Source organism: Exiguobacterium sp. s133 (assembly GCF_018618595.1).
Classification (GTDB): Bacteria; Bacillota; Bacilli; order Exiguobacteriales; family Exiguobacteriaceae; genus Exiguobacterium_A; species Exiguobacterium_A oxidotolerans.
In genome coordinates this window covers 39,820-65,714 of record NZ_JACSMK010000001.1, presented here as the reverse complement: position 1 = coordinate 65,714, position 25,895 = coordinate 39,820, and the positions used below count along the sequence as shown (strand labels likewise).

General features: G+C 44.8%; 26 protein-coding genes. 21 read left to right on the top strand and 5 right to left on the bottom strand.

Annotated elements, in window-relative coordinates:
- Window positions 1–40: 40 nt before the first annotated feature.
- Entirely contained in the window at window positions 41–334 is a 294-nt protein-coding gene (locus KNP96_RS00300; RefSeq protein WP_088837309.1) for a DUF1798 family protein, read from the bottom strand.
- Between the two features lie 74 nt (window positions 335–408).
- On the opposite strand from KNP96_RS00300, the gene recU reads away from it, so the two are divergent.
- The 7 genes from recU to KNP96_RS00265 all read left to right on the top strand — a co-directional run bounded on the left by recU (window position 409) and on the right by KNP96_RS00265 (window position 8,825).
- On the top strand, window positions 409–1,023 hold the full coding sequence (gene recU, locus KNP96_RS00295) for a Holliday junction resolvase RecU (protein WP_204251435.1): 615 nt from the start codon (window positions 409–411) through the stop codon (window positions 1,021–1,023).
- A 32-nt stretch (window positions 1,024–1,055) separates the two neighbouring features.
- The gene (locus tag KNP96_RS00290; RefSeq protein WP_214768561.1) at window positions 1,056–3,695 is read left to right on the top strand and encodes a transglycosylase domain-containing protein; all 2,640 of its coding nucleotides are present in this window, start codon (window positions 1,056–1,058) and stop codon (window positions 3,693–3,695) included.
- A 106-nt stretch (window positions 3,696–3,801) separates the two neighbouring features.
- Window positions 3,802–6,066: a DEAD/DEAH box helicase gene (locus tag KNP96_RS00285; protein ID WP_214768560.1), complete on the top strand. Its 2,265-nt coding sequence runs from the start codon at window positions 3,802–3,804 to the stop codon at window positions 6,064–6,066.
- Window positions 6,063–7,262 (top strand): ribonuclease H-like domain-containing protein, encoded by a 1,200-nt coding sequence (locus tag KNP96_RS00280; protein WP_088837305.1) that lies wholly within the window; start codon window positions 6,063–6,065, stop codon window positions 7,260–7,262. Before KNP96_RS00285 ends, KNP96_RS00280 begins: the two co-directional genes overlap by 4 nt.
- Complete coding sequence (locus KNP96_RS00275; protein WP_088837304.1) at window positions 7,259–7,819, top strand: SLOG family protein; 561 nt, start codon at window positions 7,259–7,261, stop codon at window positions 7,817–7,819. Before KNP96_RS00280 ends, KNP96_RS00275 begins: the two co-directional genes overlap by 4 nt.
- A gap of 5 nt (window positions 7,820–7,824) precedes the next feature.
- Window positions 7,825–8,133, top strand: a complete 309-nt coding sequence (gpsB, locus tag KNP96_RS00270) for a cell division regulator GpsB (RefSeq protein ID WP_088837303.1) — start codon at window positions 7,825–7,827, stop codon at window positions 8,131–8,133.
- Between the two features lie 134 nt (window positions 8,134–8,267).
- Window positions 8,268–8,825, top strand: a complete 558-nt coding sequence (locus KNP96_RS00265; protein ID WP_214768559.1) for a nuclease-related domain-containing protein — start codon at window positions 8,268–8,270, stop codon at window positions 8,823–8,825.
- Between the two features lie 35 nt (window positions 8,826–8,860).
- Here the strand turns inward: KNP96_RS00265 and KNP96_RS00260 are convergent, their stop codons facing one another.
- Complete coding sequence (locus KNP96_RS00260) at window positions 8,861–9,181, bottom strand: hypothetical protein (RefSeq protein ID WP_088837301.1); 321 nt, start codon at window positions 9,179–9,181, stop codon at window positions 8,861–8,863.
- Window positions 9,182–9,213: 32 nt separating this feature from the next.
- Entirely contained in the window at window positions 9,214–10,788 is a 1,575-nt protein-coding gene (locus KNP96_RS00255; RefSeq protein ID WP_088837300.1) for an FAD-dependent monooxygenase, read from the bottom strand.
- 90 nt (window positions 10,789–10,878) lie between these two features.
- Here KNP96_RS00255 and yvfG point away from each other — a divergent pair, with 90 nt between their 5' ends.
- The 11 genes from yvfG to KNP96_RS00200 all read left to right on the top strand — a co-directional run bounded on the left by yvfG (window position 10,879) and on the right by KNP96_RS00200 (window position 21,020).
- Window positions 10,879–11,100 carry a protein YvfG gene (gene yvfG / locus KNP96_RS00250; protein WP_029330575.1) on the top strand — a complete coding sequence of 74 codons (222 nt, stop codon included), beginning with the start codon at window positions 10,879–10,881 and terminating at the stop codon, window positions 11,098–11,100.
- The gene (locus tag KNP96_RS00245; RefSeq protein WP_214768558.1) at window positions 11,097–11,708 is read left to right on the top strand and encodes an NUDIX hydrolase; all 612 of its coding nucleotides are present in this window, start codon (window positions 11,097–11,099) and stop codon (window positions 11,706–11,708) included. The genes yvfG and KNP96_RS00245 overlap by 4 nt, the downstream gene beginning before the upstream one ends.
- A gap of 60 nt (window positions 11,709–11,768) precedes the next feature.
- Complete coding sequence (locus KNP96_RS00240; protein WP_029330566.1) at window positions 11,769–11,978, top strand: hypothetical protein; 210 nt, start codon at window positions 11,769–11,771, stop codon at window positions 11,976–11,978.
- Between the two features lie 562 nt (window positions 11,979–12,540).
- Window positions 12,541–13,269, top strand: coding sequence for a 3D domain-containing protein (locus KNP96_RS00235; protein WP_088837298.1), 729 nt, complete (start codon window positions 12,541–12,543; stop codon window positions 13,267–13,269).
- Window positions 13,270–13,412: 143 nt separating this feature from the next.
- Complete coding sequence (locus tag KNP96_RS00230) at window positions 13,413–14,141, top strand: ABC transporter ATP-binding protein (RefSeq protein ID WP_088837297.1); 729 nt, start codon at window positions 13,413–13,415, stop codon at window positions 14,139–14,141.
- Window positions 14,141–15,658, top strand: coding sequence for an ABC transporter permease/substrate-binding protein (locus tag KNP96_RS00225; RefSeq protein WP_029330560.1), 1,518 nt, complete (start codon window positions 14,141–14,143; stop codon window positions 15,656–15,658). Before KNP96_RS00230 ends, KNP96_RS00225 begins: the two co-directional genes overlap by 1 nt.
- Window positions 15,655–16,545, top strand: a complete 891-nt coding sequence (locus KNP96_RS00220; protein ID WP_214765096.1) for a diacylglycerol/lipid kinase family protein — start codon at window positions 15,655–15,657, stop codon at window positions 16,543–16,545. Before KNP96_RS00225 ends, KNP96_RS00220 begins: the two co-directional genes overlap by 4 nt.
- 204 nt (window positions 16,546–16,749) lie before the next feature.
- Window positions 16,750–18,096, top strand: a complete 1,347-nt coding sequence (locus KNP96_RS00215; protein WP_088837295.1) for a sodium-dependent transporter — start codon at window positions 16,750–16,752, stop codon at window positions 18,094–18,096.
- Between the two features lie 342 nt (window positions 18,097–18,438).
- Window positions 18,439–19,185 (top strand): 5-bromo-4-chloroindolyl phosphate hydrolysis family protein, encoded by a 747-nt coding sequence (locus KNP96_RS00210; RefSeq protein ID WP_088837294.1) that lies wholly within the window; start codon window positions 18,439–18,441, stop codon window positions 19,183–19,185.
- Complete coding sequence (locus tag KNP96_RS00205) at window positions 19,172–20,398, top strand: toxic anion resistance protein (RefSeq protein WP_051667285.1); 1,227 nt, start codon at window positions 19,172–19,174, stop codon at window positions 20,396–20,398. Before KNP96_RS00210 ends, KNP96_RS00205 begins: the two co-directional genes overlap by 14 nt.
- A gap of 46 nt (window positions 20,399–20,444) precedes the next feature.
- Window positions 20,445–21,020, top strand: coding sequence for a deoxycytidylate deaminase (locus KNP96_RS00200; RefSeq protein ID WP_214768557.1), 576 nt, complete (start codon window positions 20,445–20,447; stop codon window positions 21,018–21,020).
- Between the two features lie 250 nt (window positions 21,021–21,270).
- Here the strand turns inward: KNP96_RS00200 and KNP96_RS00195 are convergent, their stop codons facing one another.
- The gene (locus tag KNP96_RS00195; protein ID WP_088837292.1) at window positions 21,271–21,756 is read right to left on the bottom strand and encodes a hypothetical protein; all 486 of its coding nucleotides are present in this window, start codon (window positions 21,754–21,756) and stop codon (window positions 21,271–21,273) included.
- 144 nt (window positions 21,757–21,900) lie between these two features.
- Between KNP96_RS00195 and KNP96_RS00190 the strand changes: the two genes are divergently transcribed.
- From KNP96_RS00190 to KNP96_RS00180, 3 genes are read left to right on the top strand one after another with little or no spacing between them, the layout of a single operon-like run.
- On the top strand, window positions 21,901–23,091 hold the full coding sequence (locus KNP96_RS00190) for an HD domain-containing protein (RefSeq protein WP_214765095.1): 1,191 nt from the start codon (window positions 21,901–21,903) through the stop codon (window positions 23,089–23,091).
- A 12-nt stretch (window positions 23,092–23,103) separates the two neighbouring features.
- Window positions 23,104–24,063, top strand: coding sequence for a CobW family GTP-binding protein (locus KNP96_RS00185; protein ID WP_214768555.1), 960 nt, complete (start codon window positions 23,104–23,106; stop codon window positions 24,061–24,063).
- A complete protein-coding gene (locus tag KNP96_RS00180; RefSeq protein WP_029330538.1) occupies window positions 24,056–24,451 on the top strand; it encodes a ribonuclease HI family protein in 396 nt (131 codons plus the stop codon). Before KNP96_RS00185 ends, KNP96_RS00180 begins: the two co-directional genes overlap by 8 nt.
- Window positions 24,452–24,508: 57 nt before the next feature.
- On the opposite strand, the gene KNP96_RS00175 is transcribed toward KNP96_RS00180, so the two are convergent.
- The gene (locus KNP96_RS00175; RefSeq protein WP_214765092.1) at window positions 24,509–25,801 is read right to left on the bottom strand and encodes a hemolysin family protein; all 1,293 of its coding nucleotides are present in this window, start codon (window positions 25,799–25,801) and stop codon (window positions 24,509–24,511) included.
- Window positions 25,802–25,895: the final 94 nt, after the last annotated feature.

Here is a 25,895-nt window from a genome sequence, read left to right as displayed (position 1 = left end):
GATTTCCTGCTAAAAAAAGTAAAACCTTAAGTGAGAGAAATCACTGCATCAGTTGATCGATATAGCGAACAGACTTAATCGTTTCATTGAAACGTTTTAAACTTGTTTTTGGTTGGAACGCCTGGACTGATAGTTGTTTCAGTTGATCGACGGCACTCTCGACCATCGCCGGGCGTAAATAAGGGCTGTTCTGCGCATTATGTTGCCAATCGGCGATGAGCACATCTGCTTGTTCGACGAACGGAATGACATCCTCGTTGAAGTCATATTCTGTTCCGGCGCGACCTGCTTGATAAATTTTTTCGATTTCTTGAAGTAACGGTTCAATTGTCATTTGTTTTTAACTACTCCTCTCGGCCGATACGATACAATCACATATCATGGTACAATAAACGCGATAGGAGGGGAATCGTTTTGAATTATCCGAACGGTAAAAAATTTCAAAAGCCTCTCGAACCTCATGGAACGACGATAAAAAAAGCACGCTCACAAGCATCGACGTTTTCTAATCGGGGGATGAAGCTTGAAAAATTGATTAATGAAAGCAATACGTTTTACTTGACGCATAATCGGGCAATTATTCACAAGAAGCCAACCCCCCTTCAAATCGTTCAAGTCGATTACCCGAAACGTTCTGCGGCTGTCGTGAAAGAAGCCTATTTCAAACAACCGTCGACGACCGATTATAATGGTGTCTATCGGGGGAAATATATTGATTTTGAAGCGAAGGAAACGAATCATAAAACCTCTTTTCCACTCAAGAACTTCCACCCCCACCAAATCGAACACATGCGACAATGCGTAGCACATGGAGGAATTTGTTTTGTCATCATTCGGTTCAGTATGTATAATGTGCAATATGTGCTTTCAGTCGAGCACGTGTTCCCTTGGTGGGAGCAATTAGAAACGGGTCGTAAATCAATTCCGCTCGACCAAATCGAACAACATGGTATAAAAATCAAGACAGGTGCGTTCCCTGCGATCGATTATCTCGAAGCAGTAGACGAATTATATTTCACTTGAGAAACTTACGGATTGAAGGAGAAGGATAGCATATGGAAAGAAGTCGTGTCGCACGTCGTGAAGAAACGAAGACGTCAACTAAACAATCGAATCGGACGAAACGTCCGAAAAAAAAGAAGTCCGGTGGTTCAGGTGGATCTGGAAAAGGTCCACTTTTTAAAAAGCTATTAATGATTGCAACCGGCTTATTCATCATCATGATGCTTGTCGGAGGTGGGTTTGCTGCGTATGCGATTGCCACTGCTCCGGAACTCGATGAGACGAAACTACGGGATGCGCTCCCGCTGAAAATTTATGCGAGCAACAAAGAGGAAATCAAACAGGGTGGAACGAGTCGCGAGTACGTCTCGATTAAAGAAGTTCCTGAAGTCGTCAAAGACGCCTTCATCGCGATTGAAGATCGACGTTTTTACCAACACAAAGGGATTGACTTCCGTCGTCTCGGTGGAGCGATCATCGCGAACATCACCGATGGATTCGGCTCGGAAGGGGCATCAACAATCACGCAACAGGTCATCAAACAATCGTTTTTAAGTTCTGAAAAAACAATCACACGGAAAGTACAAGAACAGTGGTTAGCGATTCGTCTAGAACAAGACTACACGAAAGATCAAATTTTAGAAATGTACTTGAATAAAAACTACTATGGTCAGAATTCGTTCGGAATTCAGACGGCTTCAAAAGCCTATTTCAATAAGACAGTCGATAAATTAGATTATGCAGAAGCAGCGATGCTTGCCGGATTGCCACAGCGTCCGACAGCATATGACCCGATTAAAGGGGATCCGAAGTTAACGAAGGGGCGTCAAACACAAGTATTAGATGCGATGTTGACGACAGGCGTCATCACGCAAAAACAACGTGACCAAGGAGTCGATCAACCGATTTCTAAATTGATTGATCCCGCTCCAAAATCGACGACAGATGCTTCGTACGATAGCGTCATCTTTGATATGGTCTCAAAAGAATTAGAAGATGTCTTTGGTCTTGAAGGAAAAGACATCTATGGCCAAGGACTCAAAATTTATACATCGATTGATAAACCGATGCATGATTATATGAATGAAGCCATTAAAGAAGACAAAGTCGTACAATTACCAGATTATGCCGAAGCTGCGGCCTCTGCCGTCAACACAAAAACGGGTGAAGTCTTAGCCGTCGTCGATGGAAAAAATCCAGGGGAAGACACGGCACGCCGTAACTACGCGAATGAACCGCACCAACCGGGTTCTTCTGCGAAACCCTTCTTCGCGTATGGTCCAGCGATTGAAAATGAAAAATGGTCGACAGCAAAACAAATCACGGACCAAGAAACGAAGATTAACGGCAAGACGATTCAAAACTATTACGACGGTTACAAAGGAACAAACACGATTCGAAACTGGTTGAAGATTTCAGCCAATACGCCGGCAATCCAAACGTTCCAAGAGATTGGTGGCGATGCGGTCGAATCGTTTGCTGCTAAATCTGGTTTGGCATTAGAAAAAGATGAATCAATTTCTCCAGCGTACGCAATCGGTGGGATGAAACACGGATTCAACACGACTGAGATGGCGGGCGCTTATGCGACACTCGGAAACGGTGGCGATTATGTGGAGCCACACATCATCAAGTCAATTGAGTACAGTGATGGATCAAAAATCAAATCACCAATCAAATCGAAAAAAGCGATGGAAGACTATACAGCCTATATGTTGACGGACATGCTTCGTGACGTCCTGAAGCCGGGCGGTACGTTCCCGACGGCTGGACTTTCATTTGATGCAGCAGGAAAAACCGGAACGACGAATGCCTATAAGGATGTTTGGTTCGTTGGTTATACTTCTGATGTCTCCATTAGTGTTTGGACAGGAACGACGACATCTGGAAATAATAACGGGATCGGCCTCGAAGGGCAAACCGAGAGTAGAATGGCACAAAACCTATGGAAAGATTTTGTGACCAAAACACGTGACCGGACACCAGCGCCGTTCGAACAACCAAGCTCGGTCCTCAGTATCGGTGACGAACTGTATGTGAAAGGAACGAAGGAGCCGGTCGTCGAAAAAAAGGCCGTACCAGCTCCGACTGGATTGCAAGCTTCTTACGATGAAGAAGCGCAGTCAGGTGAGCTGACTTGGAATTACAACGATTCAGCGTTGCGGACGAACGGATACGATAGCGTAACATTTGAAGTATCGATGAAAGATCCGGATGGCAATACATCGGTTCTTGGGACGAGTTCGACGAATCGAATTGGTATCAACAGTCTAAAACCAGGACGAACAGAGTTCACACTCGTCGCGAAAGCATCAGGAGAAGAGTCAGGTCCTGTTGCGACGTCAGTCACAGTCGCTGAACCAGAGACTGAGGAACCAGTGACGGATGAACCGACGACCGATGAACCGGCAACAGATGAACCGGCAACAGATGAACCGGCAACGGATGAACCGACGACAGACGAACCGACGACCGATGAACCGGCAACGGACGAACCGACGACCGATGAACCGACAACGGACGAACCGGCAACGGACGAACCAGCGACGGATGAACCGGCAACGGACGAACCGGCAACGGATGAGTCAGTCTCTACACAATCAACGGATGAAAAAGCAAAAGAAAATGATAAGAAAAAACAATCCGATAAAGAAAAGACGGACAAAAAAGAGGATTCCCAAAGCACGGAATAAGAAACAGAGGAATGAATTGAAGGTCAAGACTGAAGTGGCGAACCTGTCGCTACAGTCTTACCTCTTTTTTTTTGTATAATGAGTGAAGAAGGAAGGAAGTGAGTCGATGGAACCGAGACAATCACTCGTTACTTATTTAGAGGAATTAAAAGCTGATCGCGCCTTTATGGAGCGCGTCACATATATGAAGACGATGGAAGCTACAGCAGGACGGTACTCACCTTTTCCGGAACAGATGCCAAAACGATTACAACAAGCTATCAAAGCACGTGGCATCGATGCCTTATACCGGCATCAAGCATTAGCATTTGATCAAGTCATGGCAGGGAAATCGACGGTCATCGTCACGCCGACGGCTTCCGGGAAAACATATTGCTTTAATTTACCGATTCTCTCGCATCTACTGGAGCATCCGAACGACCGGGCACTGTATCTCTATCCGACGAAAGCTCTCGCACAAGATCAAAACAGTGAACTGCTCGAGTTGATTGATGAGCTCGAAGCACCGATTCGTTGTTTTACGTATGACGGAGATACGTCACCGACGATTCGGACGAAAGTCCGCAAAGCGGGGAACATCGTCATTACAAATCCAGATATGCTTCACTCGGGCATTTTGCCGCATCATACGAAGTGGATTGAACTGTTCGAAAACCTGAAGTATATCGTCATCGATGAGTTGCATACGTACCGTGGCGTCTTCGGGAGTCACGTCGCGAATGTCATCCGACGGTTACGCCGGATTTGTCACTATTACGGGAGTGACCCTGTCTTCATCATGACGAGCGCGACGATTGCCAACCCACAAGAACTGGCGGAACGGCTGATTGAGAAGCAGGTCAGTCTGATCGATGACAACGGTGCTCCGACCGGGCGAAAACATTTCATCGTCTATCAACCACCAATCGTCAATGCCCAACTCGGAATTCGACGTTCGGCGACACTCGAAACCAAACAACTGGCATCCCGATTCATCAAAAAGAAGTTTCAGACGATCGTCTTTGCCCGTTCACGTGTCCGCGTCGAGGTGTTGCTGACGTATCTACGCAGTTTGATTCGCCATGAACTCGGTCCGAAATCGATTGAAGGATACCGTGGTGGTTATTTACCGACGGAGCGACGTGATATCGAACGGCGTCTAAGAAAAGGTGAAATCACCGGCATCGTCTCGACGAATGCGTTAGAACTGGGCGTCGATATCGGTCAATTGCAAGTCTGTATCATGAATGGTTATCCGGGAACGATTGCTTCGCTTTGGCAACAGGCCGGGCGTGCCGGAAGACGGCAAGATGATGCTTTAATCATCCTCGTCGCCTCGTCCGGGATGCTCGATCAATACGTGGCAGAACGACCGGAGTTATTTTTAAATCAATCACCAGAGGCGGCACGACTCGATCCCGATAATTTAATCATCGCCGTCGACCATATAAAATGTGCCGCATTCGAACTTCCGTTTCGGCAAAGTGAAAGATTCGGCACACTCGAGACGGAAGATATTCTCGAGTATTTAGTTGAAGAACGTGTCCTGCATCAGCGGGGAGAGCGTTTCTATTGGATGAATGATGCGTTTCCGGCACATGAGATCTCGTTACGCTCAAGTGATCAAGAAAACGTCGTCATCGTCGATCAGACGGAAGTCCCGAATCGGGTCATCGGTGAGATGGATACATTTAGTGCAATGACGTTACTTCACGATGAAGCGATTTACTTGCATGGGGCGGATCAATATCAAGTCGAGACACTCGATTTTGAGGAGAAAAAAGCGTTCGTCCGTGCCGTTGATGTCGATTATTATACCGATGCTAATTTTTCAGTCGATTTGTCTGTCCTTGAAGAAGATGAAAGCTATTCGAATGATCTGTTTAGTGTGGCCCGTGGTGATGTCAGTGTTCGTGGGATGGCGACGATGTTCAAAAAAATTAAGTTCGGTACCCACGAAAACATCGGGTCTGGTCCGATTCATTTACCTGAACGGGAAATCCATACGACAGGCGTCTGGTTTACGTTGCCTGCTACATCTGCTTCCAGTACGGAGCTCGAACAAGTACTGGAAGGGGTCGCGAACAGCCTACGGCGTGTGGCACCTCTTTATTTAATGTGTGACGCGAGTGATGTTTTCGTCGTGCCGCAAGTCAAGGCGACACACACGCAGAAACCGACCATCTATTTGTATGACCGGTATCCTGGAGGGGTCGGCTTAGCTTCTTCAATCTATAAACAACGGAGCATCATGTTACGGGCAGCACGCGACTCGATTGAGACATGTCCCTGCCTTGACGGTTGCCCGGCCTGTATCGGCATGGTCGGTCTCGCAGACGAAAAGGAGCGGACGATTCAGATGTTGACTGAGATGGAAAGGGAGTTAACATGAAAAATAAATTAAGACGAATGTTAAAACCGACGAATCAGGAGAGTGGACAACGGCAAACGATAGAAAAGACTTCGACGCACGCCGTCGATCCGAAGATTGCGAACGAACAAGCCGCCTGGGTGGAGAAGGGGGCGGAAATTTTAACGTTCGAAGATGAGTGGATCGTTCGAATCGATCAGCGCTATCCACTGACAGAAAGCCATGGACACCGGACGTTTGGTGCCGGGTACGAATCACTCCAACTACCGCATCCACCACTCGCGCTCGATGTCCCGCTCGAACAGATCATCTTTTTCGATACGGAAACGACCGGTTTACGTGGAACGGGGACAACGATTTTTTTGATGGGGTTCGCCCGTTTTGAACAAGGCGAGCTATTGATGCGGCAATACTTCCTGCCGCATCCGCACTATGAAGCAGCTTTTTATCATCACTTTTTGACTGATATCGGAGAAGACGTCCGATTCGTCACCTATAACGGAAAAAGCTTTGATTGGCCGCAAATCAAGACGCGACATGTCTTCGTCCGTGAACGTGTACCGCGTCTGCCGAAAGTCGGTCACCTGGATTTACTCCATGTCTGTCGGCGGATTTTTAAAGGGTTATCCGATTCGTACCGTCTGACAGCGATGGAAGAGCAAATCGGATTTGAACGAGCGGGTGATTTGCCAGGATTTTTAGCCCCGATGCATTACTTTCAATACGTCGAACATCAAAATCCGTCCATCATGGATGGCGTCCTTGAACATCACCTGCATGACTGTCTGACACTTGTCAGTCTGTACGATGAATGCAATCATCTCGTGACCCATCGAAAAGAGGTATCACCTCGAATTGGGGAAAACATTGCCGTCTGGTTAGCCGATTTAGGCATCAATGAGCAATCGGTCGAGCATTTTCATCAGGCAAACGATCTATCGGCAGAAGGTTGGTTACGGCAAGGACTTCTGCACAAAAAAATGAAACGGCATCAGGAAGCAGTCAACTGCTTTGAAAAGAGTGAGACATTCCGCGGATACATCGAGTTGGCGAAATGGGCGGAGCACATTGCAAAAGAGCCACAGCTTGCTTATGATTATACTGAGCAAGCAAAACAACTGTTAGAAGGACAGGTGTTACTAACAACACGGCGGGAACGTTTGACCGCTGAACTTACACATCGGAGCAATCGGTTACAAAGGAAGTGTCAAGAATGAAAGTCGTTGCCATCACGGGTTATAAGCCAACTGAACTAGGAATTTTTGATCAAAAACATCCTGGTATTCCGGTTATCAAAGCGGCGTACCGCGAACGCTTGATTCGACTCATTGAAGACATGGGGACGACATGGTTCGTAACAAGCGCGACTCCAGGCTGTGAACTGTGGGCCTGTGAAGTCATCTTAGAACTAAAAGCAGACTATCCGGACATTCGTCTCGGGATTTTATTGCCCTTTTTAGAGCAAGAGGCTAAATGGAAGGAACCTGTACAAGCTCAGTATTTAGCGGTACTGAACCAGGCGGACTTCGTCGATGCAATCAGCCAAAAGCCTTATGAGAATCCGAGTCAGCTTCGTAACAAAACGGAATTCATGATTGAAAAAAGCCAAGGTCTGTTATCCGTTTTTGATGAAGAACACGGTGGCTCAGCGAAGTATCTCGTCGAGCGTGCTAGAATAGAGATGGAACGGACCGATTATCAACTGTTCTTAATCACACAAGATGATTTATCGATGATGGAACAGGAACTGAACTATAATGATCAGTGGGAGTGAAGACGATGTATAAACCCTTATTGACAGCAGATGATATTTACAAAAAAGAATTTAAGACGGGCCTACGCGGTTACGTGATTGAAGAAGTGGATGGATATTTGGATCAAGTCATCAAAGATTACGAAGGATTCGAGCGCGAAATCGAGCGTTTGAAGAAAGAACTAGAAGCAGCAAAAGCGACGGCGCCGAAACCCGAAGAGCGAATCGTTGAGGCGGAAGCCCCAGTGTCTAATCCATCGAATTATGACATGCTACGCCGGATTTCAAATCTTGAAAAAGCTGTTTTTGGACGTCCTCACCAAGAAAATCAATAAACGTCAAGACATCTACTTAAAAAGAAGTGGATGTCTTTTTTTGTTACGAAATTCCCCTGATTTTGAAAGCGCACACCGCTTGTGCAAAAGGATGGTAAACTAACTAATAATACATAGACGTAAGGGGAGACAATATGTTACAGGTGATGGCAAAAAAAATGACACCTCTAGAAGACCGGCGTTTCTTTTCCTTTAAACGTTCAGTTCCAAGTAAGGTGAACGACTTAGAACTCGTCTGTGATCAAGTGCGACATATTTGTCGGTACGATTGGATGTTATTTGAAAACGTCGAGCTCGACCGCCGCATGAAGATTGAATTTGCCTTAATCGGGCCAAAAGGATTGTTTTTAGTCCTTGTCAATCAAGAGGCTGCTGTATTGCTAAGTGATCAAACCTATCACGTCGAAGACGAGCAACGTGTTCAACGGGTTGAACAACGGCACCCAGTAATAGAGGCACAACGCCTCACGAAACATGTCAGATCACTTTTAAAGGCGGAAGGCGTGTCGATTCCTGTTCACACGATGATAGTATTCAAACAAGCGCCAAAGTTGCGTATGACGCGGGTTAAGTTTCCGATTGGCCAGTCCTTTGCCGCCATCAAGCCATGGATCGCAAGACGACAAGGAACTCCTGTCACGGAGAAAGATCGTAAACAGGTTGCTTTTATACTGGCAAACCATCAAAAATAAGCAACCTCTCAACTTACGGAGAGGCTGCTTATTTTTTAACGTCTTTTTTTAGGTTGAGTGAGAAAACGTTCGACACGGTCGATATCTTCTTTAAGTGCATAAATTGCAACACGATCGGCTAAATCTTTACTGAACCTTCGGAAAAAGATAGAGGTTTTAACACCTCGTTCGAGCCGGACTTCAAAACCGGCATCCGCTAGTAGCTCGTAATCTCGATGAAGCTGTTCGCCTTTTTCTCCAAATTCTTCACCGACGAGGACCCAACGCAAAGACTCTTTTGTGCGACGGGCGACGATGATGATGAACAGAACAACTAGAACGATGATCAAAAAGTATCGTATATTCATAAACTCCATGGATCTTATCACCTCATACCTATCATACGTGCTTACCGGGCATAAAGTAAACGTTCAAGGTAGCGAGAGAAAGGTTTAATCTTCAAGCCTTGCTGACGATAAGCGATGTAGCCGTCTGGACGAATCAAATACAGACCACATTGCTTAATCCCGAACTTCCGTGCGAGTTCTCCCCCCTGGTCGACGACCCCGTCTTCTTTTAGCTCTTGATGAATCGAGACGGTCTCAAACAGGTCCGGATAGGAGTAGGCGAGTTCTTTATAAGGGGTCAGTTCTGATTCATCGGACTGACGCGGTAAAAAGAGCAGCAATAAGAAATTTCGATCAGCGCGACGTAGCAGTAACTCATTTTTTTTCGTCCGCGGATTTACAACTTCGCTGTACGGCATCGGTTCACCCGGTTTCGGTGCAAGTAAGCCAAATCTCCCTTGCGTGACAAACGTATCGGATGGATGATAGTTACTATTCAATTGAGCAATCCGGTTCGTCACGTAATGATGAAGCGGTGTGATTTTTAAACTGTTCCGAATGACTTTTTCTTGCAGAGGTAGTAAAAATGGCACATTGATTTGCAACAATTCAGTCGCAAGGTTCGTCGAACGTAAAATTCCACGTGCCGCTTCCCGCCGTTCCGTACTATAAGAGTCGAGCAACGGGAAACTTGCTTTAAACTCATGAACACACCAAAGCTTCCAGGCTAGATTCATCGCGTCTGCGATTCCCGTATTCATCCCTTGTCCGCCGACAGGCGAGTTAATATGCGCTGCATCACCGATTAAGTAAATCCGGTGGTGACCAAACTTTTCGATGATTCGATTGTGGACACGGAACATGGAATACCAATGGACTTTTTTAAGTTTAAAGGGTACTTTCGCCCGATTTTTAAGAAAGTCTTCAATCGCCGCATGATCTGTCGGTACGACACCGTCCGTTAAATTGCCCGTAATTCGAAATAAGTTTGATTGTAATGGGAACGACTCGATTACTCCATGATCGGAAAAGAAAATATGGACTTCTTCTGACGAAAGCGGCCAGTCGACTTCAATATCAGCAAGCGCCCAAGATTCCTTGAACGACTTGCCACTGAAGGGAAGTCCTAGTTCACGCCGGACGAAGCTGTTCGCACCGTCTGCGCCGACTACGAACGAGGCATCGACTGTCTCGACGACATTGTTTTTTCGAATCGATGCCGTGACGAATGTTGGAAATTGAGCGAAGCCGGTCAACTCGGTATCCCGTTCGACACGATGTCCGTAATCAAGTAGGCGTTGTTCAAGAATCCGTTCCGTTTCACTTTGAGGTAAGAGTGTTACAAATGGGAAAGGTGTATTCAAATCCGTAAAATCAAGTTTTGCTTGCCAAGCTCCATTCACATAGAGATTTCCTTGATTAATCTTAATCGCTTCTGCCATCAGTTCCTCGGCAACACCGAGACGGGCAAACAATTCAAGTGAGCGTGCTTGAATACCGATTGCCTTTGAGACGACAGATGGTCCGCTCGCTCGCTCGATGATCCGGAATGTTAAGCCATACCGTGAGAGCGCGAGTGCAAGTGTCAATCCGGTCGGTCCGGCCCCGATAATCAATACATCTATGTTTTTCTTCACGAATAAGCCCCCCTTATTTTACTTCTTAGCCAAAAGTAGCTACCATTAAACTATACACCTAGCGGCTAACCGCAAGAGAGGATGAGTCGGTTGAACGAACAGTTATTTACAGCAGACCGTTTAGTAGCGAATTTCAAAGAGTATATTCGACAAAATGAGGCATATATGACAAAGACACAAGCATTGAATGCGTATTATAAAGTCGTTTCGGGCTCGATTCTTGCAGACCGAATCGCGAAGAACGCCGATTTGATTGTTCGGATGCGTCACTTAGAGGAAGCGTATCAGAGAGTTTCGCAGGAAGGACGATGAATAATCCCGTATTCGATCAAATCAAAGATGTATTCAAATCGACAAGGGACAGCCTTCCGCGGCAAGCAGCAGCAGTTCTTGTCCCGTTAGTCGAACGCGACGGGGAAATCTGCCTCCTCTTTCAAGTGCGGGCAAAAACGTTACGTTCGCAACCCGGAGAGATTTCTTTTCCGGGTGGACGAATCGATGTCGGAGAACAACCGAAAGAAGCGGCAATCCGGGAAACGCGAGAAGAACTCAATGTGACAGTGGAAGAAATTGAAGTCATCGGGACGTTAGAACCGCTCGTGACACCGAACCGCTCCATCATCTATCCATACGTCGGAATCATACAAGCGAATCAAATTGATCCCTCTCCGGATGAAGTCGATCATATTTTTTATGTCCCGTTAAACGCACTGTTGAACGCGCGTCCGATTGAAGGAGAGATGGAATGGCGAATTCGCCCGGGGAAAGCGGTTCCGACAAGTCGGATGGCGAATCGGGAAGCTTATCTTGATCGGACGTACAAAGTCGTCGAACATTTTTATGAGCATGAGGACTACTTGATTTGGGGATTGACGGCAAAGATTCTTCGCCAAGTGTTGAGTATGATTTCACGATACTAGCTTTTTTGTGAGTTCTTTTATATGATTAGTACTATCTGAACGTGTCAGGAGATGATTGAGATGGAAGAAACAGAAGAGTTATTTGATTATATCGTGGGCGATATGGTCAAAACGAAAGAAGGATGGGTCGCGGAAGTTACGGCTGTATTAACAAATACGGTTGTCGGTGATCTCTCGCATACAAAAAACTTTGAATCACTTGGATTCGAATTTGAAAAACAAGTTCTCCTCAAATCAGAGATTGAATTGTTAGAACGTAAAACAAAATAACACGGGACCCGACAACATATTGTCGGGTTTTTTGTTTGATTGAACCACCTCCACTTCGCTTAGAGGTGGAGGCTTCCTGAGCTATTCAATCTATCGGTCGAAAATTGATCAGGCTAACCCCGTCGTCCCGACGGTGGACCGTTTATCTTGCCCGAAGACGATTCATCTCCTATTTACACGAGGAGTTCACCCTGAACGTTTAGAAGTGGGAGATGAATCGTCTGATTTTGAATAAATATTCAAAGCGTGGATGAAAAGTTATAAACAAATCAGTCATTTGATCGCTGAATCGATTGGATGACCTCAATTTTAAGAATAAATTAACAGAATTTCATGAACAATCGTAATCATTACAAAGACGTTACAAGAATAAAAAGATGACAGAACGGTAACAATCATAGAAATGGCTTGATATCAACGATAAGAGCATATTTTGAAAGCGTGTAACCATTTCGTTACTTTTTGACAGATATATTTCAAATGACCTTTTAGGGTTTTCATCCGCAAATTCATCATGGTAAGGTGTTCGAGCCGTTAAAGGCCGGAAAGGTTGTTTTGAAAGATGAAACTAAAACAGATCGTACTTACAATCATTTTTACTTTTACAGGACTTATTCTTTTACCACATATGCATACGGAAGCCGCACAAATTGGAATCGGGACGGAAAAGAAAATCGTCCAAAATCCGCTCCAGATGAAACGAGAGGCTATTCGATTGGAAAAAGAGAAGCAAGCAGCAAAACGAGCTGAAGAACAGGCGAAACAACGTGCTGCAGAACAGGCAGCGCAACAAGAACGTGAACGCCAGGCGAAAGCCGAGCAGGAAGCAAAGCAAAAAAAGGAAACATTAGAAAAGGCAGAAGCACAGAAAAAACAACAAGCACAAGACGAAGCGAAACGTAAACAACAGGAAAATCAAAAAGAAGCGGCATCGACTGTCGAACCAAAAAAAGTAGCTGCCAAAAATGAAACTGGTGGGCGCCAAGAGACATTTGAAACGACGGCTTATACGAATGATGCAGCGCTGAATGGTTCATATGATGGAAAAGTTTTAACGGCTTCAGGCTATGATGTTACACATACGATTCATTTTGAAGGCCGACGGATTGTTGCGGTTGATCCAAACGTCATCCCCCTCGGTACGAAAGTGCATGTTGAAGGATTTGGAGATGCGATTGCTCTCGATACGGGAGGCGTCATCCATGGGAAAATCATGGATTTAATGATGGAAACGGAACAAGAAGCAATCAACTGGGGCCGACGTTCGGTCCAAGTTACGATTTACGAATAAGACTAAAAGAGTCATCTCGACCGAACGTTTCGGTCGAGATGGCTCTTTTTTAATGAAACTGCTAAAAAATCAGGTTTTGGAAACACTGATTAAGGGGAATTTTACAAAGATAATAAAACAAATAGGAAACGGAGGGATCATCTGTGATTGAATTTAAAGAAGTCGGAAAAACTTATGCCGACGGAACAAAAGCGGTCCAAAATTTGAATTTTACAGTGGAAGAAGGCGAAATCTTTTGTTTGATTGGTCCATCTGGTTGTGGAAAGACGACGACGATGAAGATGGTCAACCGATTGATTGATCATACAGCAGGTCAGATATGGATTAATGGAGAGCCGATCATGTCGATTGATGAACATGAACTTCGCCGGAAAATCGGCTATGTTCTGCAACAAATTGCACTTTTTCCCCATATGACGATTGAAGAAAATGTCGCTGTCGTTCCGCAGTTGTTAAAGTGGGACAAGAAAAAAGTTGCGAAGCGCGTCGACACATTATTCGAGTTGACGGGTCTTAATGAAAATTTAAAAAAGAAATATCCAAGTGAACTATCGGGTGGACAACAACAACGCGTCGGCGTCATGCGTGCGCTCGCTGCAGAGCAAGATGTCATTCTGATGGATGAACCATTTTCAGCCCTTGATCCGATTTCTCGAGACCAACTTCAAAATGACTTGATTCGATTGAACGGTGAACTCGGTAAAACGATTTTGTTCGTCACCCATGACATGAATGAAGCGTTGAAGCTCGGCAGTCGCATCTGCTTGATGAACGAGGGCGAAATCGTATTTATCGGAACAAAAGAGGAAGTCTTAGCGAGTGACGATCCCTTCATCAAAGAGTTCATGGGACAAGTCAGGGGGACGATATGATGAACGGTTTAGTCGAAACGTTTCAAAATCGAAAAGAAGAGTTACTGCAGGCATTAATCGAACATATTCAACTTTCGGTCATTTCGTTATTAATCGCATGTTTGATTGCCATTCCTTTAGGCGTTTACTTATCACGAAATAAAAAAATTAGTGAATGGTCGATTGGTGTGACATCCGTCATCCAAACGATTCCTTCTCTCGCACTACTCGGACTGATGATTCCGCTTGTTGGAATCGGCACACTCCCGTCTGTCATTGCACTTGTTCTATATGCTCTTTTACCAATCGTCCGTAACACGTTTACGGGATTAGCAGAAGTCGACCCTTCAATTAAAGAAGCGGCCCGTGCCTGCGGAATGACACCGACGCAAAGTTTGTTGAAGGTTGAGTTACCGCTCGCTTTACCGGTCATGATGGCTGGTGTTCGGACAGCGATGGTTCTTATCATCGGGACGGCGACGATTGCTGCTTTGATTGGGGCAGGGGGACTCGGATCGATCATCTTGCTCGGAATCGACCGAAATGATAACAATCTCTTATTATTAGGAGCTATCCCGGCAGCCTTACTCGCGTTATTGTTCGATTTTTTATTACGTCAGACGGAAGTCGCCACAAAAAAACGGCAAACGAGCCGGATGGTCGTCGCCCTGGCCTTGATTGCGACACTGATTATCACGCCGTTCGCACTCGGACGGACGGAACAACCTGACTTGGTCGTCGCCGGGAAATTAGGGGTCGAACCAGAAATCTTAATGAACATGTATAAAATCGTCATCGAGGATGAAACGGACTTAAACGTCCAAGTCAAACCGAACTTCGGAAAGACGACGTTCGTCTATAAAGCCTTGCAATCGGGTGATATCGATCTGTACCCGGAATTCACAGGGACGGTCCTTGCTAGCTTAACGAATGAAAAACCGGTCTCAAATGATGCACAAGCGGTTTACGAGCAAGCACGAGATGGATTGGTCAAACAGGACCTCGCGCTTTTACCGCCGATGGACTACAATAACACCTACGCCATCGCAGTTCCGAAAAAAATCGCGGAACGGTATGACTTAAAAACGATTTCCGACATCAAGCGGGTTGCGAGTCAATTAACGGCAGGCTTCACGTTAGAGTTTAAAGATCGTCAAGATGGTTACAAAGGGATTCAAGAAAAATATGGTGTCAATTTTAAAGAAGTCGTGACGATGGAACCGAAATTACGATACAAGGCAATCGAATCAGGAGACATCGAAGTCATCGATGCCTATTCGACCGATCCGGAAATCGCGAAATATGACATGGTCGTCTTGAAAGACGATCAACAACTGTTCCCTCCGTATGAAGGGGCACCTCTGTTGCGCCAAGAGACGCTTGATGAGTACCCGGAAGTCGGGCAAGCATTAAAGAAATTAGATGGAAAAATCACGGATGAAGAAATGTCTAAAATGAATGAAGAAGTCGCCTATGGTGGTAAAACTGCCAACGAAGTGGCAAATAATTATTTGAAGAAAGAAGGAATCATTCAATGAAACTATTGATGATTAGTAACCCTTCCGCCGGGACGAACCGGAGTGGTCTTCTAGAAGATGTTATTAGTCCACTTGCGGAACAATTCAATGAAATCGTCATTAAGCAAACGAGTCGGGCAGGAGATGCACAGGAGTTTGCAGAAGAAGCGGGAGACTTCGATGCCCTTGTCGTCCTCGGTGGTGATGGAACCGTATTTGAAGTCATTAATGGATTAGCCAAACTGGAGACGCGTCCGATTCTTGGCATCGTGCCAGGGGGAACGTGTAACGATTTTGCACGGACACTCGGTTTACCGATGGTACCGCGTCTTGCTGCAGAGATGATTGCGACCCAACAAATCGTCGAAGTCGATCTTGGACAAGTCAACGATACGTACTTCCTTAACTTTTTGGGTCTCGGATTAATTGCTGAAGCATCAATTGGCATTGATACAGAAGAAAAAGTCCGACTTGGGAAAATGGGGTATTATCTGTCAACCATCCGCTCAAGCTTGGATGCAAAACCGTTTGCCTACGAACTTGAATTAAATGAAGGGCAAAAAATGACAGGAGAAGCCGTTTTGATTTTAGCAGCGAATGGCGAGTCGCTTGGGGGGATTGAAACGAATCTTTCGAACGGTGCATACAATGATGGGAAACTGGATTTAGTGATTGTCGATGAAGTCAACTTAGCGACAATCCGTGACGTGATCCTTCAAAAAATCGGACTGGCAAACGACCCATCTTTCACGCACATCTTAACGAGTGGTTTTACCTTAAAAACGGATTCTCCAAAAGTCATCGATACGGATGGTGAGAAGGCGCTGAACTCGCCTGTCGAGGTGAAGGTCTTACCGGAATTCTTAAAAATGTACGCTGGACAAAATCGTAAACTGAATCGAGCTTAACAAGATAATATCAGGAGAGACAAAAAAGATTCGAAGAAGAATCCATGTCTCTCCTTTTTTAGTGTATAAGCTTTTTGTTTTAATACAAACATGCGAATATGCGGTTATGCTTTGATGCTTTAAAGAAAATGTTTGATAAAGGATGACTTCTTGATTTAACTTTTGTACAATAAGGAAGTATTTTTGAAAAGGAGGTGGAGTACCATGAAAAGCAATGCATGGGCTTCAAAAGTTGGGTTTATCTTAGCAGCAGCAGGATCAGCGATTGGACTCGGTGCGATATGGAAGTTTCCATATACGACAGGAACGAATGGTGGAGGCGCTTTTTTACTACTATTTTTAGTGTTCACCTTGCTCCTCGGTCTCCCGGTATTGATTGCAGAATTTTTAATCGGTCGAACGAGTGGAAAAACGGCGTTGCGCGCTTTCGAAGAGTTGGGGCATAAGAAATTCACCTTTATTGGCGTGTTAGGTGTCATCACCTGTTTCTTACTCTTATCCTTTTACAGCGTCATCGGGGGATGGGTATTAATTTATACGGTTCTTGGTTTTTCCGGAAATTTGACTTCCATGAGTGGGGATCAGTTAGGAGAACTCTTCGGAACGATATCCGCCTCTCCACTCTATGCGATTTTAGGCCAAGTCGTATTCCTCATCATTACGGGATTAATCGTCTTGCGAGGTGTTCAGTCGGGAATTGAAAAAATGAGTAAAATCTTGATGCCATTATTATTCCTTTGTTTCATTATATTAGTGAGTCGGTCATTGACCCTTGAAGGTGCAAGTGAAGGGGTTCGTTTCTTCATCGAACCGGATTTCTCAGCACTGAACCGGACATCGGTCCTGAGTGCGCTCGGACAAGCCTTCTTTTCATTATCGCTCGGCGTCTCCGCAATGTTGACGTATGCCTCGTATATGAAAGAGCGTGGTCAAATCAATCGGTCAGCAGGATGGATCGTCTCTTTAAACATCGTCGTGTCATTACTAGCCGGATTCGCGATCTTCCCAGCGGTCTTCGCTTCAGGTCTTGATCCTGCTGAAGGTCCTTCACTCTTATTCATCGTGTTACCAACAGTATTCAGCCAAGTCCAATTTGGAACAGTCTTCTTAACGTTGTTTTTCTTACTCTTTGCTTTCGCGTCGATCACTTCTTCAATCGCGATGCTAGAAGTTGTGGTTTCATCGATTACTGATCGAAAAGAAGATGCGACCGTCCAAAATAAGAAACGTAATACGATTATTACGACAATCCTTGTCGCAATAGTAGGTGTTCCATCAGCACTCTCCTTTGGAGTCGCGAGCGACATCATGTGGTTCGATAAGACAATTTTTGATTGGATGGATTTCCTCGTATCGAATATTTTGATGCCAATCGGTGCACTCTTGATTTCAATATTTGCTGGATTTAAACTTGATCGGGCGATTGTCGAACGTGAGCTAGCGACAGGTCCCCTGTTAAAACGAATGATTCCATTTTGGCGCTTTAGTGTATGCTACTTGAGTCCGCTCGCCATTTTAATCATTCTGATTTGGCCACTCGTATTCTCTTGAATGTTTGATTGAATCAGAATATGATCACGAGCACTAGCTTTCGTTTTGATTAACGGAAGCTAGTTTTTTTGATGAAAGTGATTTTTGAATAATCGAAAAATCTTATGCGTATATGTTACTTGAGAAAAGTAAAAAGAAAAAAGTAGATGCAATCCATTCAGCATCGTACATCTAGAGACGGATGCGGCCGGTGAAAGATTATGGTGAAATAAAGAGTAGAGAGGACTAACATTTATCGAAAACGGGAAACTTTTTGTTAAGACATCCGTAATGGTAAGATATAAGAAACAGTAGATTCATTCATGACACAAATAGATGGAGTCAATAGAAAGAGGGGATGACATGAAATCTTCTACATGGTGGATTTTCGGATCGATTGGTTTGATGTTCGTATTTCTTCAGATAGCAGATACGTTAAACTTTTCCGGAATCTTCGTAGCGCTCGGTTTATGGTTCATTTGGAGCGGTTACCGGGCGAAACCCGGGAAGCGGTACCGGACAGAACGAAAATCAACAGAGATAAAACGACAAAATGTCAAAAAGAAATTGTTACTCGATGATGATGATCAATTTGTCGGAAGCGTCATCTTAAAGCCTGAACAAGCGACGCGCAGATTTGATGAAACGGATGATTTGGAGTTGCAAGTCTTGCAACGGACCGTCGAAGAAGGTTTCGTAAAGTTACAGGCATTCGATGGCATTATCCCATCGATCCGAGACAGCGAAGTACGTTCAGATATGCGAATCGTCTCGCGCGAAGCACATGTGTTATTTGAAGAATTATTTAATGCACCACGTGAAGTAAAAAAAGTACGCGACTTCTTCACGTTTTATCTCGATTCCTTATTATCGATTTCAGAAAAATTCGCAGATTTAGAACGACGTGGGGCTCAAGTGCAATTTGATACACGCGAACAATTGCAAGCGAACTTGAAGATGATTGCTCAAAAATTAAAACAACACCAATCCTTGTTGTTAGAAGGAGATACGGTCGACTTAGAGCGTGAACTTTTAACGATTGAAAAAGTTTTGGCACAAGAATCGGAACAAAGAAAACAGGAGGAGAGTTATAAACATGACCCATTCTGATAACAATTCATGGCAAGAGTGGCCGGACGAATCCAAAACAGAGGAACAGGCACAACCAACGATTTCTGATCCATCAGTTGACCTGAATCTTGCGGAAACACCAAAACACCGGACGCCAGTTCGTCCGGTTGAAGAAATGATTCCAAGTGACGTTCCAGCTGAACAGCGTCAAAAAATCGAACGTTTACTTCAAGTGATTGATTTGAATAAATCCGATGCCGTCATGCAATTCGGAGCACCGGTTCAACGGGAACTCTCGCAATTTTCAGATCAAGTGTTAAGCGAAGTCAAAATGAAAGATGGTGGCGACGCCGGAAAACTGTTGTCGGATTTAATGCAACGTGTCCGTCAAATGGACCCGGATTCGTTACAAGAAAAGAAAAGCTTTTGGTCAAACGTTCCCGTCATCGGACGGGCGAAGAAAAAAGCGGAGACCTACTTCTTACAATATGAAAAGATGAGTGCTTATTTAGAAGAGGTCGTTCATAATTTAGATCGTTCGAAGTTTGGCTTAATGAAAGACATTACGTTACTTGATCAAATGTATCAAAAAAATCGACGTTACTTCGAGGAACTAAATCTTTACATCGCAGCGGGTGAGACGAAGATTGCACACGTCAGAGAAAATGAGATCGAACCGCTTCGGACAGAAGTCGAGGTTTCACGTGACCAGACGAAACTACAAGAATTAAATGATTTGATTCAATTGACGGACCGGTTCGAGAAAAAAATTCACGACTTAAAGTTATCACGTACGATCAGTCTTCAAATGGCACCGCAAATCCGTGTCATTCAGCAGAATAACCAGATTCTTGCTGAAAAAATTGAATCTGCAGTCGTCAATACGATTCCACTTTGGAAAAACCAAGTCGTCCTCTCACTCAGTCTGTCTAGGCAAAAGAGTGCTTTGCAGATGCAAAAGGATGTTACAAATACGACGAATCAATTGCTCGAACAAAATTCACGTCTCTTAAAAGATTCATCGATTGAAATCGCAGAAGAGAATGAAAAAGGAATCGTATCGGTCGAATCGTTAAAAGTTGCGCATCAAAATTTAATCGAGACGCTTGATGAGACACTGCGGATTCAACAAGATGGGAAGCAGAAACGTCGCGATGCAGAGCATGAGTTAGAGCGGATGGAAAATGAATTAAAACAAAAAGTCATTGAAGTTGCTTCGAAAAGTCGCGAATTACCAAATCAACGATACTAAGGGACACGTTTACGTGTTCCTTAGTATTGTTTAAGGAGTGAACGTTATGGATCCGAAACAAGAGAAATGGGATACGACCTGGTTACTGTTTGCCCAGATGATGGCAGAACGTCATTCGAAATGTGCGTCGAAGTCTGTCGCATGCGTCATCGTCAAGGATGAAAAGCCAATTTCGATTGGAATCAATGGAACACCGAGTCAGCATGTGAACTGCAACGAAATTTTTTTAAAGCAACACGGGGTTTTCTATAAATCAATCAATGAAAATGTGTTGGAATCTGATACTACTATACATAATGGCGAAGTTTTTTATCGTTGTAATAACCAACAAGAACATCATGAATGGTCAAAGCAACATGAAATTCATGCGGAGATTAATGCGTTAGGAAAACTTGCTGCGGATTCGACGAGTGCGCGTCATGCGACGGCTTATGTCACGCATAGTCCGTGTCACGCATGTAGTTTAGCTTTAATCGCTTCAAAAATTGATCGCGTCGTCTATACGACGGGTTATGAATACGGCGATGGATTAAACTTGATGCGCCAAAGCGGGATTGAAGTCGTACATTTGCCATTAAAAGAACAATATTTTCTTGAGAAAATTTTAGATAAAGGCTTGTAAACGCTTCCATTGCATTGTATGATGAAATCAAGCATTGCCATGGTAATTATTCACTCTTCCATTCGGGTTGATTTCTAACGAGATCAACCCACTTTTTTTGAAAATCAATTGACAGAACCTCCAATATCTGTGATGATGATTATAGAATATGACGAAGCGGAATGCCGCATTTTCATAATATACACCTTTCAAGGAGCTGGAATGCCAGGTCGTTGAAAAAAAGTCCTGACTCACTCGAGTCAGGACTTTTTTAATGAGAGTAGGTGACGCGGGTTGACTCTTGTAGTCGACGTGCCCGAATCGAACACTTTTGTGCTGCTGCACCACACAGAACACGTTGTAGCCGTTGGCAAATGATATCGACTTGTGTCTGATGGAGAAAAAGTTTTTGGATGAGACGCGCGAAGATGGCATCGTATGAAGACAATTGTCTTTTGATTGCATTTGGTGTCATACTGTTCAGTTCTGCGGTGCTAAATCCCGCATCACTACTGAAAGCGGACAAGACGAGTAACTTGACGAGGTCGGATTGAACGTCGAGTCCGGCATGCTGTACTTGAATACAACATAAGTGGAGCTCCTGTTCGATTAAAGCCTGTAAAGGTGATTCATCTTTAGCCGTTATGCCATAGGCGACGACGGCCTGCCTCAGTTGAGCACGTGTTGCTGGATCGACTGTATCTCGCGCTGTGCGCATCACGACATCATAACTTGAAGAGAGTGAGCGAAGCATCATGAAAGTCCTCCTTAATTGGAAGTATTGTACATATGCATTCATCATAGCTGATTAAGTAAACGCTTACAATCATTCTTTTGTTTTGTACAGGTGGTGAGCGACTTTGATATGATGGACAATAGAGATGAGAGGAGTGATTCGGAAATGATTCGCTTATTTAAAGCAATTCCAGAGCAACAGATGCCACCTTACCTTGGGGATGAATTTGTGGTTGACGTATCAAATGCGTCAGGCGGCTTTTTGATTGAACGTCACGTTCCGGGAGAACAAATCGAAGAGACACTTTTAGTCGCTTCTGCGGAAATCAGAACGAGTCAGACAGGGCGTGAATGGTTACAGTTTACATTCAATTCATCGAGTGGTTCTTGTAAAGGAAAACAATGGTTGAATCAAGGAACGGCGGAAGAGGCGATGCGTCCTTATCTAGAGACGCGGATCGTCCACGTTACTGCCAAGGTCGAGGAATATCCCGTCGACTCAGGCAATAAGTCGTTGACTGTTCAACGCGTCAAGGCCGTCCATGATGTCGCTGGAACGACATTGTTACCTCAGATGCCGATGGAAGAGTCTGCGAGCGATTACCGGGATCAATTGATTGGCCTAGTCGAGCAAATGCAACAACCTTACCGCCAGATTGCCCTGCGTTGTCTAAACTTGTATTGGGATGATTTTTCGACGAGACCAGCGGCATTGTTCCATCACCATGCCTATATTGGTGGGTTGATGAAGCACACTGCTTGTATGATGACGATCGCGGCAGGAATCTGTCAATCGGAGCGACCTTATTTGACGTTACTCAAGTGTATTCAAGAAGCAGAAGCTGATCATAAAAACGATTTATTTCAAGCTCCTGAGCGAGCGACACGTCAATTTGCCTGGGACGACAGCTTCGATTCTCTTTATCAGGCGGCACGGTCGATTACGCTTCTCGATCAAGAACCGAATCAGGATGAACTCTTGTTAGGTGTCTTGTTGCATGACATCGGAAAGATTTGGGAGTATAATCATCTCGGCGCAACACCAAGTCGCTTCACGGACTTACTGCAAGTCGATGCGGCAGAGGAAACGTTATCCGGTATTGCGATTGATCCGCTTGGAAGTCTAGTCGGACATATGCCATACGGCTGTTTTGTGTTCGAACGCGCGTTGCGTGACGAGGCACTCCGGATTCCGTTAGACATGCATCATCGGATGATGCATCTCATCTTATCGCATCATGGAAAAAAAGAATGGGGTTCAAGTGTCACACCACAAACAACGGAATCCTGGTATTTGCATGCGATTGATTTACTGGACGCACGAAAAGAGAAATGGCGAACGGCACAACTGCTGTAAGGAGTGAAAGTTATGCAAGAACGAATTAAAACGACATTGATTACGGGTTTTTTAGGAGCGGGAAAAACGACACTGTTGAATCATATTGTCTCCCATCCGACCGAAAAGGTGGCGCTGCTCGTCAATGAGGTAGGATCAGTCCATATCGATGAAGCTTTGATTGAACGAAGTGACGAAGAGATGATTGAATTGACGAATGGATGCATCTGCTGTTCGATTCGTGGCGATTTACGAGAGGCGTTATTACGGATTGCTAAAAAACGACGCTCAGGTGAGATGGTATTCAATCGTTTATTGATTGAAACGACAGGAATTGCTGATCCGGGCCCAATCCTCCAAACATTCTACTTTGAACCGGCAATTGAACAACAATATCAACTCTCGAGCGTCATCACGGTCGTCGACGCGTACCATCTCGAACGAGAATTGACGTTTGAAGAGAATGTCAGACAAATTGGCTTTGCCGATGTTTTGTTACTGAATAAAGTGGATTTGGTACCGGATGCTGCACGAACCGACATCATCGCCCGGCTCGAAGTCTTGAATCCGACGGCACATATCATTCCGACAGTCGAGTCACGTGTCGAGGTAGCAAATTTATTTGAAACGTTCCATTTTCCAAAAGCGGAAGAAGAACGTTTATTACAACAAGATGATCGCTTCGAACGAGCGGCAGATTCGTTCACGGCATTGACGATTACGGAAGTGCAGCCGTTGAATCGGAATCGTTTCGGTGCCGTTTTGCGTGAAGTACTCGAAGCCTATTCGGAAGATTTATACCGCTATAAAGGAATCATTCATTTCGCGGATACGGATCAAAAGACGATTCTTCAAGGCACCGGAATGATTTACGGAACAGCAGTACGTGGAATGTTCGAGCAAGAGAAACAAACGACGCTAGTTTTCATCGGAAAAAATTTAGATGAACAAGCAATCCGAAAAGGTGTAAAGGCGGCGATTGAACATGGTTGAAATGTATTTTGATGGGGCTGTTCGGCCATCGAATGATGACGCGACGGTAGGAATCTTCTGTAAGAATTCCGCAGGAGAAGTCATCGAACGAACGTTTCGGATTACCGCGGTCAACAATCATGAAGCGGAATTCCAGGCGTTTGCACGAGCGGTCGAATTAGCGGAAGAGTTATTGAACGCAGGAGAAAGTGTCTTTTCGTTCCGGACGGACTCGGAAGCAGTTTCGTTAGCGGTCGAACGCGAGTTTGCCAAGAACAAGCGCATTCAAGTTTATTTTGATCCGGCATTCGAACGGTATTCACAATTACCACTGGCATTCGTCAAGTGGATTCCGCGGTCTGAAAATAAAGCGGACCGTGTGGCACGTGAAGCATTAAATGAGTTTTAATTTAAAAACGACCTGTTTGTCCGAGTAACTCGGTGCAATCAGGTCGTTTTTCTGATATTACAAATCAGGAGCGGCTTTTTCGATTAAGACTTGATCGATGCGACGTCCATCCAAATCAACGACTTCAAAACGATAATCGGCGATCATGACGTGACTGCCACGCTGTGGAAATTCGCCGAGTGTATATAAAATCAGTCCAGCTACCGTATGATACGCATTCTGGACTTCACCCGGGAGTGGTGTCGTCAAACCGAGCGTTCGTTTCAAATCATCGATATGCAACAATCCGTCTGCTAAATAGGAGCCATCACTTCGCATGATCAGCTCTGGTTCTTCCTCGATCGTTGAAATTTCTCCGACGAAGGCTTCCAATATATCAAATAATGTTATCATTCCTAAAAAACCACCGTATTCATCGAGGACAAAGGCAATCGAGACGGTTTCTTTCCGCATCCGCTCGAGTAAGTCTGTTGCTTTAAGCTGTCGAGGGACAATAAGCGGTGTCTGGATGTAGCGTTCAATCGTCAAGGCGGGAGTATCGGATGCTAAGACTTCTTTCGCATCGATATAGCCCACAAAATGATCCAAATCATCGTGTCCGACGGGCAAATTCCGGTGCTTCGCCCGACGTAAATCATTTAAGATTTGTTCAGGTGAATCGTTTAAATCAATCCACTCCGTGACGGTCCGGGGTTCCATTAATTCATAGGCGTATTGATCGTGGAACGCAAAGACACGAGAGACTTGTTCGGCTTCCGAATCTGCAAAGATTCCTTCCTGAGCACCACGAATCAACAACTGTTTCACTTCATCTTCTGTCTCATCTTCGCTTTCGAGACGATCGAGGCCAATCAATCGGAAAATGCCACTCGTCGACTTACTCAAAATGTAGATGAACGGACGAAGGAGTGTTGAAAAAAAACGCATCGGTTGGGCGAGCCACATCGTGACACGTTCCGGACTGACGAGAGCAATCCGTTTCGGGACTAATTCACCGATGACAAGTGAAATATACGTGATGATTGTGACGACGAAAATATATCCGAGCGTACTGGCATAGGCTTCAAGCCAAGAAAATTGACCGAGCCAACGGATGACAGGTTGCGATAAAGCGGCGCCGCCGAACGCGCCGTTGACGATTCCAATCAAAGTGATGCCGACTTGGACCGTCGATAGTAAATCCGTCGGACGATCTAAAAAATCAAGTGCGATTTGGGCTGATTTTTTTCCTTCATCCGCATACTGTTGCAGTTTCTGGCGTTTTGAAGACAACAGCGCAAGTTCGGTCATTGCAAAAATCCCGTTTGCGACGATTAAAAGTAAGACAATCGTCAGATTGATAAACCACATACTGCATTCACTCCTTTTCGATTAACAAACTATTCCCCAAACAACGCTCTATCATTCCCATTCAACGTTTTTTCCGTTAAACTGATAAGGTGTA

Coding starts and splice junctions, on each gene's coding strand:
- KNP96_RS00225 (WP_029330560.1), top strand. CDS start 14,141: ATGAACGGTTTAGTCGAAACGTTTCAAAATCGAAAAGAAGAGTTACTG.
- KNP96_RS00185 (WP_214768555.1), top strand. CDS start 23,104: ATGCAAGAACGAATTAAAACGACATTGATTACGGGTTTTTTAGGAGCG.
- KNP96_RS00175 (WP_214765092.1), bottom strand. CDS start 25,801: ATGTGGTTTATCAATCTGACGATTGTCTTACTTTTAATCGTCGCAAAC.
- KNP96_RS00205 (WP_051667285.1), top strand. CDS start 19,172: ATGACCCATTCTGATAACAATTCATGGCAAGAGTGGCCGGACGAATCC.
- KNP96_RS00300 (WP_088837309.1), bottom strand. CDS start 334: ATGACAATTGAACCGTTACTTCAAGAAATCGAAAAAATTTATCAAGCA.
- KNP96_RS00260 (WP_088837301.1), bottom strand. CDS start 9,181: ATGGAGTTTATGAATATACGATACTTTTTGATCATCGTTCTAGTTGTT.
- KNP96_RS00210 (WP_088837294.1), top strand. CDS start 18,439: ATGAAATCTTCTACATGGTGGATTTTCGGATCGATTGGTTTGATGTTC.
- KNP96_RS00215 (WP_088837295.1), top strand. CDS start 16,750: ATGAAAAGCAATGCATGGGCTTCAAAAGTTGGGTTTATCTTAGCAGCA.
- KNP96_RS00275 (WP_088837304.1), top strand. CDS start 7,259: ATGAAAGTCGTTGCCATCACGGGTTATAAGCCAACTGAACTAGGAATT.
- KNP96_RS00200 (WP_214768557.1), top strand. CDS start 20,445: ATGGATCCGAAACAAGAGAAATGGGATACGACCTGGTTACTGTTTGCC.
- KNP96_RS00245 (WP_214768558.1), top strand. CDS start 11,097: ATGAATAATCCCGTATTCGATCAAATCAAAGATGTATTCAAATCGACA.
- KNP96_RS00195 (WP_088837292.1), bottom strand. CDS start 21,756: ATGATGCTTCGCTCACTCTCTTCAAGTTATGATGTCGTGATGCGCACA.
- KNP96_RS00265 (WP_214768559.1), top strand. CDS start 8,268: ATGTTACAGGTGATGGCAAAAAAAATGACACCTCTAGAAGACCGGCGT.
- KNP96_RS00280 (WP_088837305.1), top strand. CDS start 6,063: ATGAAAAATAAATTAAGACGAATGTTAAAACCGACGAATCAGGAGAGT.
- KNP96_RS00285 (WP_214768560.1), top strand. CDS start 3,802: ATGGAACCGAGACAATCACTCGTTACTTATTTAGAGGAATTAAAAGCT.
- KNP96_RS00190 (WP_214765095.1), top strand. CDS start 21,901: ATGATTCGCTTATTTAAAGCAATTCCAGAGCAACAGATGCCACCTTAC.
- KNP96_RS00290 (WP_214768561.1), top strand. CDS start 1,056: ATGGAAAGAAGTCGTGTCGCACGTCGTGAAGAAACGAAGACGTCAACT.
- KNP96_RS00180 (WP_029330538.1), top strand. CDS start 24,056: ATGGTTGAAATGTATTTTGATGGGGCTGTTCGGCCATCGAATGATGAC.
- KNP96_RS00240 (WP_029330566.1), top strand. CDS start 11,769: ATGGAAGAAACAGAAGAGTTATTTGATTATATCGTGGGCGATATGGTC.
- KNP96_RS00235 (WP_088837298.1), top strand. CDS start 12,541: ATGAAACTAAAACAGATCGTACTTACAATCATTTTTACTTTTACAGGA.
- gpsB (WP_088837303.1), top strand. CDS start 7,825: ATGTATAAACCCTTATTGACAGCAGATGATATTTACAAAAAAGAATTT.
- KNP96_RS00220 (WP_214765096.1), top strand. CDS start 15,655: ATGAAACTATTGATGATTAGTAACCCTTCCGCCGGGACGAACCGGAGT.